The organism is Pseudomonas sp. FG47, assembly GCF_057809115.1.
Genome location: NZ_JBMDJI010000022.1, coordinates 17,437 through 33,026 on the forward strand (window position 1 = coordinate 17,437; position 15,590 = coordinate 33,026).

Here is a 15,590-nt window from a genome sequence, read left to right on the forward strand (position 1 = left end):
GTTGTGGGGCCGAATCATTGGAGTTCGAAAAAGGGTTGGCATGATACCCGCTCTCGATGACCGGATAAAGATGAATCTGGATAAAATCTGAACAGTTGCGGCGTTATGACGCCCAGTGCCAAGCGGCAAGCTTCAAGCTGCAAGAGGCCTGCAGGCAGGCTTTTACTTGCGGCTTGAAGCTTGCCGCTTGTCGCTTACTCCGGCGAGCGGAAGCTCAGGCTGTAGTTCACCGCCTTCGGCCCGGGGTCGAGGATATCCAGGGCGATGTGGATCGGGGTTTGGCTGGGCATCTCGCCGCGGCCGGCCAGTTCGCCCGACAGGTATTCGCTGGGCTTGAAGCGGCGGCTGGCGATCAGCTGGCCGCTGAGGTCGGCGAAGCGCAGTTCCAGCAGCGGGAAAGGCTGGGCGAACGGAGCGCGGTTGTAGATGATCGCATCGACGATCAGCGCGCCCTTGAAGTCGGGGTGGCTGCGCACCACCAGGTTGCTGCTCTTGATCCGCGAAATGTCGACGCGGGTCGGCACCTGGCAGCCGAACATCGGGCACAGTTGCTGGAACCACGGGCGGTACTGGTCCTGGCGGGCCATCTCGTCGAAGTGGTACCAGACGTACTGGAACGCCAGCAGGCCGGCGGCGAGCAGGGTCAGCACGCCCCACAGCAGGCGCTTGCCCCAGTTGGGCGCGGGCTTTTCCCAGCCCAATTGCAACGGGTCGTCGACCACGTCGATCAGCGGCTCCTTGCGCGGGCGCTCGGCCTTCGCTACCGGGCTCGGCGCCAGGCGCACCTCGGCTTCGTCCTCGTCGCGAGCGGATAGACGTTCGCCGCGTACATCGTCGTCCAGGGCCGACAAGCCCCGTTCTGGCACGGGGTCGTCGTGGTTGGAGAGGGGCTGGCTGTTGAAATCGCTGTCGGCCGACGGATGGCGCACGGACGGTTCGTCGTCCAGGTCCAGGTCGGTGGCGCCGAGGGTCGGCTCCGTGCGCGCGTCGACGACGGGTTCCAGGTCCAGCGCCTCTTGTTCGAGCAGTACCGGCGCCTCCTCGGGTTCCGCTGCGGGCTCGGGACGCTCGTCGGTTGCGGTGCCGAATGGTTTGGCGTCGGCTTCGTCCGCGCCCTGGTCGTCACGGCGGGCCTGCAGCACGCCTTGCACAGGCGCCTGGCGGCGGTCGCCGGGGCTGCGGCGTTCGAGGCGCGCCAGTTCCTGGTCGAGGTCCAGTGCGTCCAGCTGCTCGGCGGTGACGGCCCAGTCCTCTTCGCTCATCGGCGCCCGCTCGCTGGCCACCGGCGCCGGCGGCTCGCTGGGCGGCTGCACGGTTGCTGGCGCTGGCGGCTCTACAGGCTGCCCGCCGGCGCGGTTCTGCTCCAGCAGTTGCTTGGCCGCGTTGAACACCTGCAGGCAGTTGCCGCAGCGCACCACGCCGCGCGCCACGCTCAACTGGTGATGAGTGACGCGAAAGCTGGTCTGGCAATGCGGGCACTGGGTGACGAAACTGTCGGTCATGCGGCGATCCGGAGGCTGGGCAGGTGTTGAGTCTAGGCGCGCTTAGCGGCGGCGACCACTGATGCGTACCCAGCCGTCGCGCATGACGATAGGGTCCAGGTCGAAGTCGGCGGCGTAGGCGGCTGCCACTTCCTCGCCCTGCTCGGCGAGGATGCCCGACAACGCCAGCAGGCCACCGGGGCGGACCAGGTTGGACAGTTGCGGCGCCAATGCCACCAGCGGGCCGGCGAGGATGTTGGCGACCAGCACGTCGGCCTGCATGGCCGGCATCTGTTCGGGCAGGTACAGGTCGAACTTGTCGTCGGCGATACCATTGCGCTGGGCATTGTCACGGGAGGCCTCGATGGCCTGCACGTCGATGTCGGTGCCGACCGCCTGGCGGGCGCCGAGCAGCAGCGCGGCGATGGCCAGGATGCCCGAGCCGCAGCCGAAGTCCAGCACCTGGGTGCCTTGCAGCTGTTGGCCGTCGAGCCACTCCAGGCACAGCGCGGTGGTCGGGTGGGTGCCAGTGCCGAAGGCCAGGCCCGGGTCGAGCAGCAGGTTGACCGCATCTTTTTCAGGGGCTTCGTGCCAGCTTGGCACGATCCACAGGCGCTGGCCGAAACGCATGGGCTGGAAGTTGTCCATCCAGCTGCGTTCCCAGTCCTGGTCCTCGATCACCTCGGCTTCATGTTCGGGCAGCTCGGTTCCTGTCAGCAGGCGCAGGTGGGCGAATACCTGCTCAGGTTCGGCGTCGGCCTCGAACAGGGCCAGCAGGTGAGTGTGCGACCACAGGGGGGTGGTGTTGAGGTCCGGTTCGAAGATCGGCTGGTCTTCGGCATCCATGAAGGTCACCGAGACGGCCCCAACTTCCAGCAGGGCGTCTTCGTAGGTTTCGGCTTGTTCCGGGCTGATGGCCAGGCGTACTTGCAGCCAGGGCATGGCGGGCACCTTTGGTAAATCGACAGGGGCAGCCCGAGGCTGCGCGAAAAGGCCGCCAGTTTACGCGAGTGTGGGGGGTTTGTAGAGAAGCCAGAAGGTGGCAGGGTCTTGTGTAGGAGCGGCCTTGTGCCGCGAAAGGACTGCGGAGCAGTCCCAAGGTTTCAATGTGGGGCATGGATCGCTGGGGCTACCGTGCAGCCCTTTCGCGGCGCAAGGCCGCTCCTACACGGGGCCTTGCAAGCCTGGGGGCAATAAAAAACCCCGGCGCTGGGCCGGGGTTTTTCTGCATCACGCTAACGCGATCACTCCTGGTTGGCCAGTTTGTGCTCGAGGTAGTGGATGTTGACGCCGCCTTTGCAGAAACCTTCATCACGCACCAGGTCGCGGTGCAGCGGGATGTTGGTCTTGATGCCGTCGACGACGATCTCGTCCAGGGCATTGCGCATGCGCGCCATGGCTTCGTCGCGGTCCTTGCCGTAGGTGATCAGCTTGCCGATCAACGAATCGTAGTTCGGCGGAACCGAGTAGCCGCTGTACAGGTGCGAATCGACGCGCACGCCGTTGCCGCCCGGGGCGTGGAAGTGCTTGACCTTGCCTGGGCTCGGGATGAACTTCTTCGGGTCTTCGGCGTTGATCCGGCACTCCAGCGAGTGGCCACGGATGACCACGTCTTCCTGGCGGAACGACAGCTTGTTGCCAGCGGCGATGCTGAGCATCTCCTTGACGATGTCGATGCCGGTGACCATTTCCGAGACCGGGTGCTCGACCTGGACGCGGGTGTTCATCTCGATGAAGTAGAAGCGGCCGTTCTCGTACAGGAACTCGAAGGTGCCTGCACCGCGGTAGCCGATTTCGATGCACGCGTCGACGCAACGCTTGAAGACTTCCTGACGGGCCTTCTCGTCGATGCCCGGAGCCGGGGCTTCTTCCAGTACCTTCTGGTGGCGGCGCTGCAGCGAGCAGTCACGGTCGCCCAGGTGGATGGCGTTGCCCTGGCCGTCGGACAGCACCTGGACTTCCACGTGACGTGGGTTGGTCAGGAACTTCTCCAGGTAGACCATCGGGTTGCCGAAGGCGGCACCGGCTTCGGTGCGGGTCAGCTTGGCCGAGGCGATCAGGTCCTCTTCCTTGTGCACCACGCGCATGCCGCGACCACCACCGCCACCGGCGGCCTTGATGATCACCGGGTAGCCAACCTCACGGGCAATGGCCAGCGCGGTTTCTTCGTCTTCCGGCAGCGGGCCGTCGGAGCCCGGTACGGTCGGTACGCCCGACTTGATCATCGCGTCCTTGGCCGAGACCTTGTCGCCCATCAGGCGAATGGTGTCGGCTTTCGGGCCGATGAAGGCGAAGCCGGACTTTTCCACCTGCTCGGCGAAGTCGGCGTTTTCCGCGAGGAACCCGTAGCCTGGGTGGATGGCGGTGGCGCCAGTCACTTCGGCAGCGGCGATGATCGCTGGAATGTGCAGGTAGGAATCCTTGGACGATGCAGGGCCGATGCAGACCGACTCGTCTGCCAGGCCCAGGTGCATCAGTTCACGGTCGGCCGTGGAGTGCACGGCGACGGTCTTGATGCCCAGCTCTTTGCAGGCACGCAGGATCCGCAGGGCAATTTCCCCGCGGTTGGCGATCAGAACTTTTTCGAGCTTCCCAGACATCGTTGGCTCTCCGCGAATCAAACGATGGTGAACAGCGGCTGGTCGAACTCAACCGGCTGGCCGTCTTCCACCAGGATGGCGTCGATCACACCGCCGATGTCGGCTTCGATGTGGTTCATCATCTTCATGGCTTCGACGATGCACAGGGTGTCGCCTTTCTTCACGGCCTGGCCCACTTCAGCGAAGTTCGGCGAGGTCGGCGATGGCTTGCGGTAGAAGGTACCGACCATCGGCGAGCGGATCACGGTGCCTTTCAGCGCTGGGGCGGCAGCTTCAGCGGCTGGCGCGGCAGCGGCGGCGACCGGGGCGGCTGCGGCAACCGGAGCGGCCATCGGTGCTGGGGCGGCGAAGTACTGGGCGCCGGCCGGGGTCTTGCTGTGACGGCTGATGCGAACGGACTCTTCGCCTTCCTTGATCTCCAGTTCGTCGATGCCGGACTCTTCCAGCAGTTCGATCAGCTTTTTGACTTTACGGATATCCATTAATCAGCAACTCCCAAGGTTCGGTCGGGGACGTAGTTTGAAAACGTGTCGAAAACGTTTCACCTGAGCCTTGGCCTATTGGGCCAAGGCTTTGTGTCATCAGGGCTGTGCGTTGGCAGCCAGGTGTTCCAGCGCGGACTCCAGGGCCAGCCGGTAGCCGGTGGCGCCCAGGCCGCAGATCACCCCTACGGCGACATCGGAAAAGTAGGAGTGGTGGCGGAACGGTTCACGCTTGTGCACGTTGGACAAGTGCACTTCGATGAATGGGATGCTCACCGCGAGCAACGCGTCACGTAATGCGACGCTGGTATGCGTGAAAGCGGCCGGATTGATCAGGATGAAGTCCACGCCTTCATTGCGCGCGGCGTGGATCCGGTCGATCAATTCGTATTCGGCATTGCTCTGCAGGTACTGCAGATGATGGCCGGCGGCGCGGGCGCGCTGCTCCAGGTCCTGATTGATCTGGGCGAGGGTGGCCGCGCCGTAGTGGCCCGGTTCACGGGTGCCGAGCAGGTTCAGGTTGGGGCCGTGCAGCACCAGTAGGGTTGCCATCTGCGGTTCCTTGGTTTTTGTAGGGCAATTCGACATAGCGCGGCGACTATGCCGGAACGGGCGCTGGGTGTCCAGTTCCCGGCAATAGCCAGCACGATGTCCGAGATTCGCGCAAAGTATGTGACCGGATGATTAACTTTGGTCACTGGATTGCCGATTTTTCCCAGGCTGCGGGAAGTTATAGACCGAGTTGGCCGCGCACGCGGGCCAGTACCTGGGCAAAATCGCCGGCGTTTATCTCGCCGATCACCCGATCGTCAGTCATTTCGCCGCCGTTCGCCGCAAAGAACATCAGTGCCGGCGGGCCGAACAGCTGGTAGCGATCGAGCAGCGCGCGCTGCGCGGCGTCGCTCGCGGTGATGTCCAGGCGCAACAGGCGGAACGCGCCCAGTTGCGCTTGCACCGGTGGCGCCGTGAGCACGTCGTGTTCGATCACCTTGCAGCTGATGCACCAGTCGGCGTACCAGTCCAGCAGCACCGGCTGGCCGGCGGCCTTGGCCTCGGCCAGGGCGGCGTCGAGCTCGGCCGGGCTGGTGAGGGTCTGCCAGGCATCGGCCTTGGCCACGGCAGCGGTGCCGGCCACGGGCGGCGGTAACGGCCGCAGGGGATCGCCCTGGCCGCTCAGGGCACCGTACCAACAGGCCAGGGCATAGACCAGCAGCACCAGGCCGAGCAGTTGCGCCAAGCGCTCGCGCGCAGGCTTGACCACGAATTCCAGGGCGCCGAGGAACAGCGCCACGCCGGCGGCCAGCAGGCCGATCAGCAGCAGCGTGACCGGCCCTGGCAGCACCCGGCTGAGCAGGCCGATGGCCAGGCCCAGCAGCAGCACGCCGATGGCGTTCTTGACGGTATTCATCCACGGGCCGCTCCTGGGCAGCCAGGCAGCGCCACCGGTCGCCACCAGCAGCAGCGGGGCGCCCATGCCCAGGCCCAGGGCGAACAGCTTGAGCGCGCCGCCGAGGGCATCGCCGCTGGCGCTGATGTACAGCAGCGCGCCGGCCAGCGGTGCCGACACGCAAGGCGACACCAACAGGCTGGACAACACGCCGAGGATCGCCGCGCCCAGCAGCGAACCGCCCTGGGTGCGGTTGGCGACCTTGTCCAGGCGGGTGCTCAGGGCCTGGGGCAGCTTGATCTCGAACAGGCCGAACATGGCCAGGGCGAACAGCACGAAGAACGCCGCGAACGGCACCAGCACCCAGGCCGACTGCAGCCGTGCCTGCAGGTTCAGGCCGGCGCCGAACAGCCCCATCAGCGCGCCGAGCACGGCGAAGCTGGCGGCCATCGGCAGCACGTAGGCCAGCGACAGCGACAAGCCGCGCAGGCCGCCGACCTGGCCGCGCAGGACCACGCCCGAGAGGATCGGCAACATGGGCAGCACGCAGGGGGTAAAGGTCAGGCCGACCCCGGCGAGGAAGAACAGCGCCAGGGATTTCCAGCTCCAGCCCTGCTCGGCGCCGCCCGGCTGCGCCGGGCCTTCGCCGCCGATGCCCAGCCGCTCGGTTTGCGGCGGGTAGCACAGGCCCTTGTCGGCGCAGCCCTGGTAGCCCACCAGCAAGGTGAAGGCGCGCGGGTCGTTGCGCGGCAGCTCGATGTCGAGCACGCCGTGGTAGACCTCGACATCGCCGAAGAACTCGTCGTGCTTGGCTTCGCCCGCGGGGATGTGTGGCGTGCCCAGCTTGATGTCTGCCGGTTCCGTGCGCAACTGCAAGCGGTGGCGGTACAGGTAGTAGCCGTCGGTGGCGACGAAGCGCAGCTTGACGGTGTGGGCGTCGGCCTGGACCAGGCTGAGCTTGAAGGCCTCGTGCACCGGCAGGAAATCGGCGCTGTTGCTGACGGCGCCGAGGGTGGCGCTGGGGCGGTTGTCGAGCAGGCCCGTGGCGAACACGGGGCTGGCCAGCAGCAGGAACAACAGGAAAAACAGGCGGCGCATGACGGACTCGCGAGGTGGAACCTGGCGGCATGATAGCGGAGTTGGCCGAAATTGGGGCCGCTGCGCGGCCCGTCGCGACACAAGGCCGCTCCTACAGGGGAGCGCGGTTTCCTGTAGGAGCGGCCTTGTGTCGCGCTCGAGGGCATGCCGATGTCATAGCCGGAACGTCCGCACTGCCATATTCAACTCGCCCCCCAGCTTGAGCAACTGCTCGCCCTGCTGGCGTCCTTCGCCGATGCGTTTCAGGTTGTCCTCGCCCAGCGCGTGAATACGCTCGCTGTGATCGCGAATCTCGCTCACCGCGCCGGTTTGCTGGGCGGTCACCTCGGCGATGCGCAGCGCGGTCCCGGCGATAGTGCCGATGGCGTTGACGATCGCATCCAGCGCGCCATCGGCCGACTGCGCCTGGCTGGCGGTGGCCTCGGCATGCTCCAGCTGCGTGCGCATGCCGTCCACCGAGTCGCGTGCGGCCTGTTGCAGGCGGTCGATCAGGGCCTGGATCTCGCCGGTGGCGCCGGTGGTGCGCTGGGCCAGCGAGCGTACTTCATCGGCGACCACGGCGAAGCCGCGGCCCATTTCGCCAGCCCGGGCGGCCTCGATGGCGGCGTTGAGCGCCAGCAGGTTGGTCTGCTCGGCGATCGCGCGGATCACCGTGAGCACGCCGCCGATGGTGGCCGATTCCTCGGCCAGTTGTTCGATCATGCGCGCATTGCCCTGCACCTCGTCGACCAGGGCGCGCAGGCCGGACAGGCTCTGGCCGATCACCGTCTGGCCCCGTTCGACGGCCTGGCCGGCATCGCGGCTGGCGTCGGCGGCGGCGCTGGCGTCGCCGGCCACCTGCTGGATGGTCGCCTCCAGCTCGCCCAGGGCATCGCGGATCTGCGCGGTGTCGCCGGCCTGGCGTTCGGCGCCGTCGTGCAAGGCGCTGCTCATGCCCGCCAGGGCGTGGCTGCTGCCGGCCACCTGTTCGGCGTTGCGGCGCAGGGTGCCGACCAGCTCCACCAGGTACTGGCGCAGGCGGTTGAGCGATTCCTCGATGTCATGCAGCTCGCGGTTGGTCCGGCCCAGGTCGATGGCATGGGCGAAGTCGCCCTCGGCCCAGCGCGACAGCGCCGGCGCCAGGCCGGTCAGGGTGCGGGCCAGGCGCCGTTGCAGGGTGTCGATGAGCAGGGCGATGAGCAGGATCAGGCCGATCATCAGGCCCTGCATGATGCGCACCTCTGCGGCGATCTTGCCGTGCTGGGCGCGTACCTGCGGCTCCAGGCCGGCGATGGCGTGTTGCACGGCCTCCAGGCGCTCGCCGGTGCTGGCGGCCAGGGCGGCGCGGCGCTCGATCTGCTCGCGGGTGCGCTGCAGTTCGGCGGGGTAGCGGCCCAGCAGGCTCTGCAGTTCGCGCTTGAGGCCGACGGCGACGTCCTCCTGCTGCTCGCTGGCCTGGGATTGCAGGCCCATCATGGCGGCGAAGTCGTCGGCATTGGACTCGGCGGCGCGGGTCACGCCCAGCAAGGGTAGGGCGTCGATCACCTGGGCCTGGGCGCGGATCGGTTGCAGCTCGCGCTCGACTTCGTCGGCCAGTTCCGCGCGCCCGCTGTTGACCAGCTTGTCACGGGCCAGCGCCAGCCGACCCAGGTGCACCGCGGCGTCGAGCAGCGGCGCCAGGTAGCGGGCGGCATCGCTGCTGCCGCTGTCGCGGGCGTAAGCCGACAGCTGTTCGAAGTTCGCTCCCAATTCACGTTCGGCCTGCAGCAACAGGGCTTGCGGGTCGCCTGCCAGCTTGCCGGCGGCGAGCAGTTCGTTGCCGGTGAAGGCCTGCAGGCTGTCCAGGCTCGGGCGCAGCTTGGCCGAAAGGTCCTCGGGCCAGTCCGCCAATGCCCCCTGGAGCTGCTGGGTGGCTTGCACTGCCGCGGAATGGCGCAGGGCATCGCCGCTGGCCAGGTATGCCTGGACGTTGCGCGCGGTGTCGTTCTGGAACTGTTGCGACAAGCCCAGGTAGCGCTCCATCAACTGGTAGGGGCGTTCCAGGGCGCGTTGCGACCACCACAGGGTCGCGCCCAGGGCGATACACACGGTCACCAGCAACAGGGTGTTGAAATTGGTCAGCCACTTCAGGCGCATAGCCGCGAACTTCCTGCGGGGGGAGGCGCCTGAAGTTATTGCCGTTTTGTGACGACGTGATGACGACGGCAGCTTGGCGCCATAAAAAAGTGGCACAGTGCCGGTATTGTTTGAAGGTTGCTCTCTGTAGGAGCGCCCTTTCGCGACACAAGGCCGCTCCTACAGGGTCGAGTTAAATTAGTGGATTACGAGTTTTCCATTTGAGCGGGCGATGATCGGCGATCATGGCTCGACCCTGACCACGCAATTGCGCCCGGCATGCTTGGCCCGGTAGAGCGCCTCGTCCGCGGCGCTGGCCATGGTCAGGGCATCGAGCGCGTCATCCAGTTGCACCACCCCGGCGCTGAAGGTGCATTGCAGGTCATGGGGTTGCGCCGGGTAGTGGATCTCGGCAAAGCGCCGGCGGATTTCGTCGAGCACCTTGTGCGCGGCTGCAAGCCCGGTATTGGGCATGACGATGGCGAACTCCTCGCCGCCGTAGCGGCCGATGAAGTCGGTCTTGCGCAAGCGCTGCTTGAGGAACAATGCCAGGCTCTTGATCACCCGGTCGCCCATGGGGTGGCCATGGCGGTCGTTGATCTTCTTGAAGTGGTCAATATCGAGCATGGCGAAACTCAATGGCTGCGCTTCGCGCCGGGCGCGGAAGCTGCAATCCTCGAGCAATTGCAGGATATGGGTGTGGTTGTACAGCCCGGTAAGGCTATCGCGGACCATCCGCGCCTTGAGATGGCGGGCGCGGGCGGCGCGGTTGCGCACGGTGGTGACCAGGTGGCGGGCGCGGATCGGCTTGGTGAGGAAGTCGTCGCCGCCTTCGCTCATGGCATCGAGCTGCTTGTCCAGGTCGTCCTCGGCCGACAGGTAGATGATCGGCACGCTGACGTAGCGGTCGTTGTGGCGGATCACCTTGGCCAGCTCCGTGCCGGTGCAGGCGGGCATGTACATGTCGAGGATGATCAGGTCGGGCTGGAAGTCCGCCAGCTCGCTCATGGTGCGGATCGGCTCGGTGAGCGTGCGGGTAATGATCCCGGCGCTGTTGAGCAGGCGCTCGGTGTGCAGGGCCTGGGCGCGGGAGTCGTCTATCACCAGCACGCGAAACGGCTCGTACTGGGTGGCGCTGGTCAGCAGCTCGAGTTTTTCCAGCAGGCTGGAAGCATCCAGGGCGCCGGTGAGGAATTCCTGGCCGCCGGCGCGCACGGCGGCCAGGCGGGTCGGGGTGTCGGTTTCGTGGAGGCTGAAGAACAGCAGCGGGATGTGCAGTTCCAGCCCCTGCTGGGCCTGGGCCGCCAAGTGCAGGCCAAGGCCGGCGCCGGTGAAGTCGACGTCCATCACTATGGCCGACGGCAGGCGTTCGCTCATCGAGGCCTGGAACGCCTCGGCGCTGCACAGCGCCTGCACGCTCAGGCCAAAGAACTCCAGCTGCTGGGCCAGGCGCTCGGCGCGCTCGTGGTCCTGCAGGACGATGTACACCGGCTTGCGCAGCGGTGGCAGGGGCACGTTGTCGAGCTGGTCGCCCTTGCGCAGGCCGGTGCGCGACAGGCGCTGCATCAGGCGGTTGAGTTCGCTGATCAGCTCCGAGTTGAGCCGCGCGCTGTTGGCTTCGATGGCGCGCAGGGTCTGGCCGATGGCCAGCGACAGGCTGCCGTGCTCGGGCTGTTCGAAGCGTTCGGCGTAGCGTTGCAGGCGCAGGTTGGCCTCGCACAGCTCGCCCAGGCCGCCGCTGGACCACTCGCCACGTTGCAGGCGCTGCCAGATTTCCAGGATCTGCCGGGCCTGGTGGATCACCCGCTGGGCAAAATGCTGCTTGAGGCGTTCGTGGCTGGGCTCGGCTGGTTGGGTCATGTCCTGACTACTTATAAGGGGGGAGGGTGCAGGTTCGATGATGGCTCTATGCTAGCACCGCTTTCTGGCAAGCGAGTGCCTGGGGTCAACAAAGTGTTTACGGAATTATTATTCAGTTGCTGACCTGATGGTCGCTTATACGAATGGCGACGTCTGCTTTATAGTGCTGCCACGCGGGCTTGCCGTGGCACCCTGGCGTACGCCTGTGGTCCAAGCCCCTAACCGTCGTGATTGATCAAGGACAATTGCCATGCTGGATTGGAAAAACCGCGAGGCCAAGGCCGAACCCCGTGAGCGGGTCGACACCCGTGGCGCCGCCACCCGCAGCTATCTGGGCGGCCTGTGGAGCCGTGCCCTGGGTACGTTGATCGGCCTGTACCTGCTGGTGTGCATCGGCCTGGGTTGGTACTGGAGCCAGGAGCCGGCGCTGTTCCCGGTGCAGAACAACGCCCAGGCCGCCGCCGAACGCAACGGCCAGCAGATGGTGATTGGCTATACCACCGTCGAGACCCTCAAGACCGTCGCCAGCACCCTGCTCGACAAGCCTGGCGGCTATATTTCCAACGACCGTTTCCCGCCGGGCCTGTGGATGGACAACATGCCGAGCTGGGAGTATGGCGTGCTGGTCCAGGTGCGCGACCTGTCTCGTGCCCTGCGCAAGGACTTCGCCCGTTCGCAGTCGCAGTCCACCGAGGACGCCGACCTGGCCAAGGCCGAGCCGCGCTTCAACTTCGACAACAAGAGCTGGATCCTGCCCTCGAGCGAGTCGGAGTTCGAAGAAGGCATCAAATCGCTGACCCGCTACCAGACTCGCCTGGCCAAGGGCGACCAGGGCGCGATCTTCTATACTCGCGCCGACAACCTGAACAACTGGCTGGGTGACGTCGCCACTCGCCTGGGCTCGCTGTCGCAGCGCCTGTCGGCCAGCGTCGGCCGGGTCAAGCTGAACAACACCCTCAAGACCGAGTCCGTGGCCCCGGGCCAGGCGCCGCAGGTCGACGAGGAAGTGGTCGAGACTCCATGGCTGCAGATCGACAACGTGTTCTACGAGGCCCGTGGCCAGGCCTGGGCGCTGTCGCATCTGCTGCGCGCCATCGAGGTGGACTTCGCCGACGTGCTGGCGAAGAAGAACGCCACGGTCAGCGTGCGGCAGATCATCCGCGAGCTGGAAGCCTCGCAGGAAGCGCTGTGGAGCCCGATGGTGCTCAATGGCAGCGGCTTCGGCATGTGGGCCAACCACTCGCTGGTGATGGCCAACTACATCTCCCGGGCCAACGCCGCGGTCATCGACCTGCGCCAGCTGCTGTCCCAGGGCTGATATGCCGGTCAGTCCCGCCGAGGTCGCGCACCGCGCGGCCTCCGACGCCGAGCTGGTGGCCTGGGTCGATGAGCATGACCAACCACTCGGCGCCCTGCCACGGGCCGAATTGCGCGAGCGCGGCCTGATCGGGCGCTGCACCTTCATCCTGCTGTTCAACCGCGCGGGCGACTTGTGCGTGCACCGGCGCACCCTGAGCAAGGCGCTGTATCCCGGTTACTGGGATGTGGCGGCGGGGGGGATGGTCGGGGTTGGTGAAGGCTATGCCGCCTCCGCCGCCCGCGAGCTCGAGGAGGAGCTGGGCGTGAGCGGCGTCGAGCTGCGTTTCCACGAGACCTTCTACTTCGAGCAACCCGACAACCGGCTGTGGTGCGCGGTGTTCTCGGCCGTGTGGGACGGGCCGTTGTGCTTGCAGCCGGAAGAGGTCAGCGAGGCCAGGTTCATCAGCATGGAGCAGGCCGAGCAGGAGAGCGCGAAGCTTGCGTACTGCCCGGATTCGTTGGCGGCGTTGCAGCGCTACAAGGCCAGCCATGGGTGATGGTGCCCGGCCTGTTCGCCGGCAAGCCGGCTCCTACGGCGCATGATGGCCCCGTAGGAGCCGGCTTGCCGGCGAACAATGGCCGCGAGGTCGCAAAACATTGGTAAATTGGCGCATTCCTGTACTTAGCAAGCGCCGGTTTTATCGTTACACTGCGCGCCCTTTTCGGGATGTCGCACAACCTTGCGGCAGTAGCGCCGCCCCTGCCAGAGTGGGGCTTCGCGGTCGGCTCCCGCCGACCAGTTTTTTGTCCTCGGCACAGAGGAACAAAAGTGGCCAAGAAAGCTTCTTCCTTTTCCGCCCTGGGCGGTCTCGTCTTTTCCACCGATGCCGGTCGGCACTGTCCCGACTGCAGCAAACCGGTGGACGACTGTATCTGCAAGCAGCAGGTCATCCCCGAGGGGGATGGCATTGCCCGCGTGCGCCGTGAAAGCAAAGGCCGTGGCGGCAAGACCGTGACCACCATCACGGGCGTCCCCCTGGCCCTGGAACCGCTCAAGGAGCTCGCCAGCACGCTCAAGCGTCGTTGCGGCACCGGCGGCGCGCTCAAGGATGGGGTCATTGAAATCCAGGGCGATCACGTCGAGCTGCTGCTCGCCGAGCTGATCAAGCAGGGTTTCAAGGCGAAGAAATCCGGCGGCTGAGTGTAGCCGCGCGATTTTTTGCCCAGCGCTTTCTAAACTCGTTCCCGTGGGCAGGGTCTATGCCTGACACGGAAGAATCGTCATTTTCAGTATTTACACTGCCAGCGCCCCGAGGTGGGGCAGTGTTTCGACTTTTCATACAGGGGACTTGAATGTCCGTACGACGCACACGCAAAGACGATGGTAGCCAATGGACCGTGGCCGATAGCCGCAGTGTTTACGGCATCCGCCATTGGGGCGCGGGTTATTTCGCCATCAATGAAGCCGGGCGCGTCGAAGTGCGCCCCAACGGACCGGCCAGCGCGCCGATCGACCTCTTCGAGCAGGTCCAGGAGTTGCGCCAGAGCGGCCTGTCGCTGCCGCTGCTGGTGCGTTTTCCGGACATCCTGCAGGACCGCGTGCGCCAGCTGACCGGTGCCTTCGACGCCAACATCGCGCGCCTTGAATACCAGAGCCAGTACACCGCGCTGTACCCGATCAAGGTCAACCAGCAAGAGGCGGTGGTGGAGAACATCATCGCCACCCAGAACGTCTCCATCGGCCTGGAAGCCGGCTCCAAGCCCGAGCTGCTGGCGGTGCTGGCGCTGGCGCCGAAAGGCGGCACCATCGTCTGCAACGGCTACAAGGACCGTGAGTTCATTCGCCTGGCGCTGATGGGCCAGAAGCTCGGCCACAATGTGTTCATCGTCATCGAGAAGGAATCCGAAGTCGCCCTGGTGATCGAGGAAGCCGCGGACCTCAAGGTCAAGCCGCAGGTGGGCCTGCGCGTGCGCCTGTCGTCGCTGGCCTCGAGCAAATGGGCCGACACCGGGGGCGAGAAGTCCAAGTTCGGCTTGTCCGCCGCCCAGCTGATCTCGGTGGTGCAGCGCTTCCGTGACGCGGGCCTGGACCAGGGCATCCGCCTGCTGCACTTCCACATGGGCTCGCAGATCGCCAACCTGGCCGACTACCAGCACGGGTTCAAGGAAGCCATCCGTTACTACGGCGAGCTGCGCGCCCTGGGCCTGCCGGTCGACCATATCGACGTCGGCGGCGGCCTGGGCGTGGACTACGACGGTACCCACTCGCGCAATGCCAGCTCGATCAACTACGACATGGACGACTACGCCGGTGTGGTGGTTGGGATGCTCAAGGAGTTCTGCGATGCGCAGGGCCTGCCGCACCCGCACATCTTCTCCGAGAGTGGCCGCTCGTTGACCGCGCACCATGCCATGCTGGTGATCCAGGTGACCGACGTCGAGAGCCACAACGACGAAGTGCCGACCATCGAAAACAAGGAAAGCCTGCCCGAGACCGTGCAGTGGCTGGCCGACCTGCTCGGCCCGACCGATATCGAGATGGTCACCGAGACCTACTGGCGCGCCACCCACTACATGGGCGACGTGGCCGCGCAGTATGCCGACGGCAAGCTGACCCTGGCCGAGAAGGCCCTGGCCGAGCAGTGCTACTTCGCCGTGTGCCGGCGCCTGCATAACTCGCTGAAGGCCCGCCAGCGCTCGCACCGCCAGGTGCTGGACGAGCTCAACGACAAGCTGGCCGACAAGTACATCTGCAACTTCTCGGTGTTCCAGAGCCTGCCGGACACCTGGGCCATCGGCCAGGTGCTGCCGATCATCCCGCTGCACCGCCTGGACGAAGAACCGATGCGTCGGGCAGTGCTGCAGGACCTGACCTGCGACTCCGACGGCAAGATCAACCAGTACGTCGACGAGCAGAGCATCGAGACCAGCATGCCGGTGCATGCGGTCAAGGAAGGCGAGGACTACCTGCTGGGTGTGTTCCTGGTCGGCGCCTACCAGGAAATCCTCGGCGACATGCACAACCTGTTCGGCGACACCGACTCGGTGAACATCTACCAGAACGCCGATGGCAGCGTGTACCACGCCGGTATCGAGACCCACGACACCATCGAGGACATGCTGCGTTACGTGCACCTGTCGCCGGAGGAGTTGATGACCCACTACCGCGACAAGGTCGCCAGCGCCAAGATCAGCGCGCGCGAGCGTACGCAGTACCTGGATGCGTTGCGCCTTGGGTTGACTCGGTCTTCGTACCTGTCTTCGTAATCCCCGGGGCCGCTTTGCGGCC

The 15,590-nt window shown here is 65.8% G+C and carries 11 protein-coding genes and 1 pseudogene; 4 read left to right on the top strand and 8 right to left on the bottom strand.

The window, feature by feature from the left end; all coding sequences use genetic code 11:
- Window positions 1-194 precede the first annotated feature (194 nt).
- The 8 genes and pseudogenes from ACODS5_RS16790 to ACODS5_RS16825 form a co-directional block, all read right to left on the bottom strand.
- Entirely contained in the window at window positions 195-1,502 is a 1,308-nt protein-coding gene (locus tag ACODS5_RS16790; RefSeq protein ID WP_489109202.1) for a DUF3426 domain-containing protein, read from the bottom strand.
- A 42-nt stretch (window positions 1,503-1,544) separates the two neighbouring features.
- Window positions 1,545-2,423: a 50S ribosomal protein L11 methyltransferase gene (gene prmA / locus ACODS5_RS16795; RefSeq protein WP_489109203.1), complete on the bottom strand. Its 879-nt coding sequence runs from the start codon at window positions 2,421-2,423 to the stop codon at window positions 1,545-1,547.
- A gap of 302 nt (window positions 2,424-2,725) precedes the next feature.
- Window positions 2,726-4,081: an acetyl-CoA carboxylase biotin carboxylase subunit gene (gene accC, locus ACODS5_RS16800; RefSeq protein ID WP_134692520.1), complete on the bottom strand. Its 1,356-nt coding sequence runs from the start codon at window positions 4,079-4,081 to the stop codon at window positions 2,726-2,728.
- Window positions 4,082-4,098: 17 nt separating this feature from the next.
- Window positions 4,099-4,563: an acetyl-CoA carboxylase biotin carboxyl carrier protein gene (gene accB / locus ACODS5_RS16805; RefSeq protein WP_134692518.1), complete on the bottom strand. Its 465-nt coding sequence runs from the start codon at window positions 4,561-4,563 to the stop codon at window positions 4,099-4,101.
- Window positions 4,564-4,662: 99 nt separating this feature from the next.
- On the bottom strand, window positions 4,663-5,115 hold the full coding sequence (gene aroQ / locus ACODS5_RS16810; protein WP_011535870.1) for a type II 3-dehydroquinate dehydratase: 453 nt from the start codon (window positions 5,113-5,115) through the stop codon (window positions 4,663-4,665).
- Between the two features lie 178 nt (window positions 5,116-5,293).
- Complete coding sequence (locus ACODS5_RS16815; RefSeq protein WP_489109204.1) at window positions 5,294-7,048, bottom strand: protein-disulfide reductase DsbD; 1,755 nt, start codon at window positions 7,046-7,048, stop codon at window positions 5,294-5,296.
- A gap of 153 nt (window positions 7,049-7,201) precedes the next feature.
- A pseudogene (locus ACODS5_RS16820) lies at window positions 7,202-7,726 on the bottom strand (methyl-accepting chemotaxis protein); the annotation flags it as partial.
- Between the two features lie 1,659 nt (window positions 7,727-9,385).
- The gene (locus tag ACODS5_RS16825; RefSeq protein ID WP_134692512.1) at window positions 9,386-11,002 is read right to left on the bottom strand and encodes a diguanylate cyclase; all 1,617 of its coding nucleotides are present in this window, start codon (window positions 11,000-11,002) and stop codon (window positions 9,386-9,388) included.
- A 250-nt stretch (window positions 11,003-11,252) separates the two neighbouring features.
- On the opposite strand from ACODS5_RS16825, the gene ACODS5_RS16830 reads away from it, so the two are divergent.
- The 4 genes from ACODS5_RS16830 to speA all read left to right on the top strand — a co-directional run bounded on the left by ACODS5_RS16830 (window position 11,253) and on the right by speA (window position 15,568).
- Window positions 11,253-12,320: a DUF2333 family protein gene (locus ACODS5_RS16830; RefSeq protein WP_134692510.1), complete on the top strand. Its 1,068-nt coding sequence runs from the start codon at window positions 11,253-11,255 to the stop codon at window positions 12,318-12,320.
- 1 nt (window position 12,321) lies between these two features.
- Window positions 12,322-12,858 carry an NUDIX hydrolase gene (locus tag ACODS5_RS16835; protein ID WP_489109205.1) on the top strand — a complete coding sequence of 179 codons (537 nt, stop codon included), beginning with the start codon at window positions 12,322-12,324 and terminating at the stop codon, window positions 12,856-12,858.
- Between the two features lie 272 nt (window positions 12,859-13,130).
- Window positions 13,131-13,502, top strand: coding sequence for a translation initiation factor Sui1 (locus ACODS5_RS16840; protein WP_023631654.1), 372 nt, complete (start codon window positions 13,131-13,133; stop codon window positions 13,500-13,502).
- A gap of 152 nt (window positions 13,503-13,654) precedes the next feature.
- On the top strand, window positions 13,655-15,568 hold the full coding sequence (gene speA / locus ACODS5_RS16845; protein WP_489109206.1) for an arginine decarboxylase: 1,914 nt from the start codon (window positions 13,655-13,657) through the stop codon (window positions 15,566-15,568).
- Window positions 15,569-15,590: the final 22 nt, after the last annotated feature.

Excerpts from the sequence above, each read along its gene's own strand:
- speA (WP_489109206.1), top strand. The coding sequence starts at position 13,655 with ATGTCCGTACGACGCACACGCAAAGACGATGGTAGCCAATGGACCGTG.
- prmA (WP_489109203.1), bottom strand. The coding sequence starts at position 2,423 with ATGCCCTGGCTGCAAGTACGCCTGGCCATCAGCCCGGAACAAGCCGAA.
- aroQ (WP_011535870.1), bottom strand. The coding sequence starts at position 5,115 with ATGGCAACCCTACTGGTGCTGCACGGCCCCAACCTGAACCTGCTCGGC.
- ACODS5_RS16815 (WP_489109204.1), bottom strand. The coding sequence starts at position 7,048 with ATGCGCCGCCTGTTTTTCCTGTTGTTCCTGCTGCTGGCCAGCCCCGTG.
- accC (WP_134692520.1), bottom strand. The coding sequence starts at position 4,081 with ATGTCTGGGAAGCTCGAAAAAGTTCTGATCGCCAACCGCGGGGAAATT.
- ACODS5_RS16835 (WP_489109205.1), top strand. The coding sequence starts at position 12,322 with ATGCCGGTCAGTCCCGCCGAGGTCGCGCACCGCGCGGCCTCCGACGCC.
- ACODS5_RS16830 (WP_134692510.1), top strand. The coding sequence starts at position 11,253 with ATGCTGGATTGGAAAAACCGCGAGGCCAAGGCCGAACCCCGTGAGCGG.
- ACODS5_RS16825 (WP_134692512.1), bottom strand. The coding sequence starts at position 11,002 with ATGACCCAACCAGCCGAGCCCAGCCACGAACGCCTCAAGCAGCATTTT.
- ACODS5_RS16790 (WP_489109202.1), bottom strand. The coding sequence starts at position 1,502 with ATGACCGACAGTTTCGTCACCCAGTGCCCGCATTGCCAGACCAGCTTT.
- accB (WP_134692518.1), bottom strand. The coding sequence starts at position 4,563 with ATGGATATCCGTAAAGTCAAAAAGCTGATCGAACTGCTGGAAGAGTCC.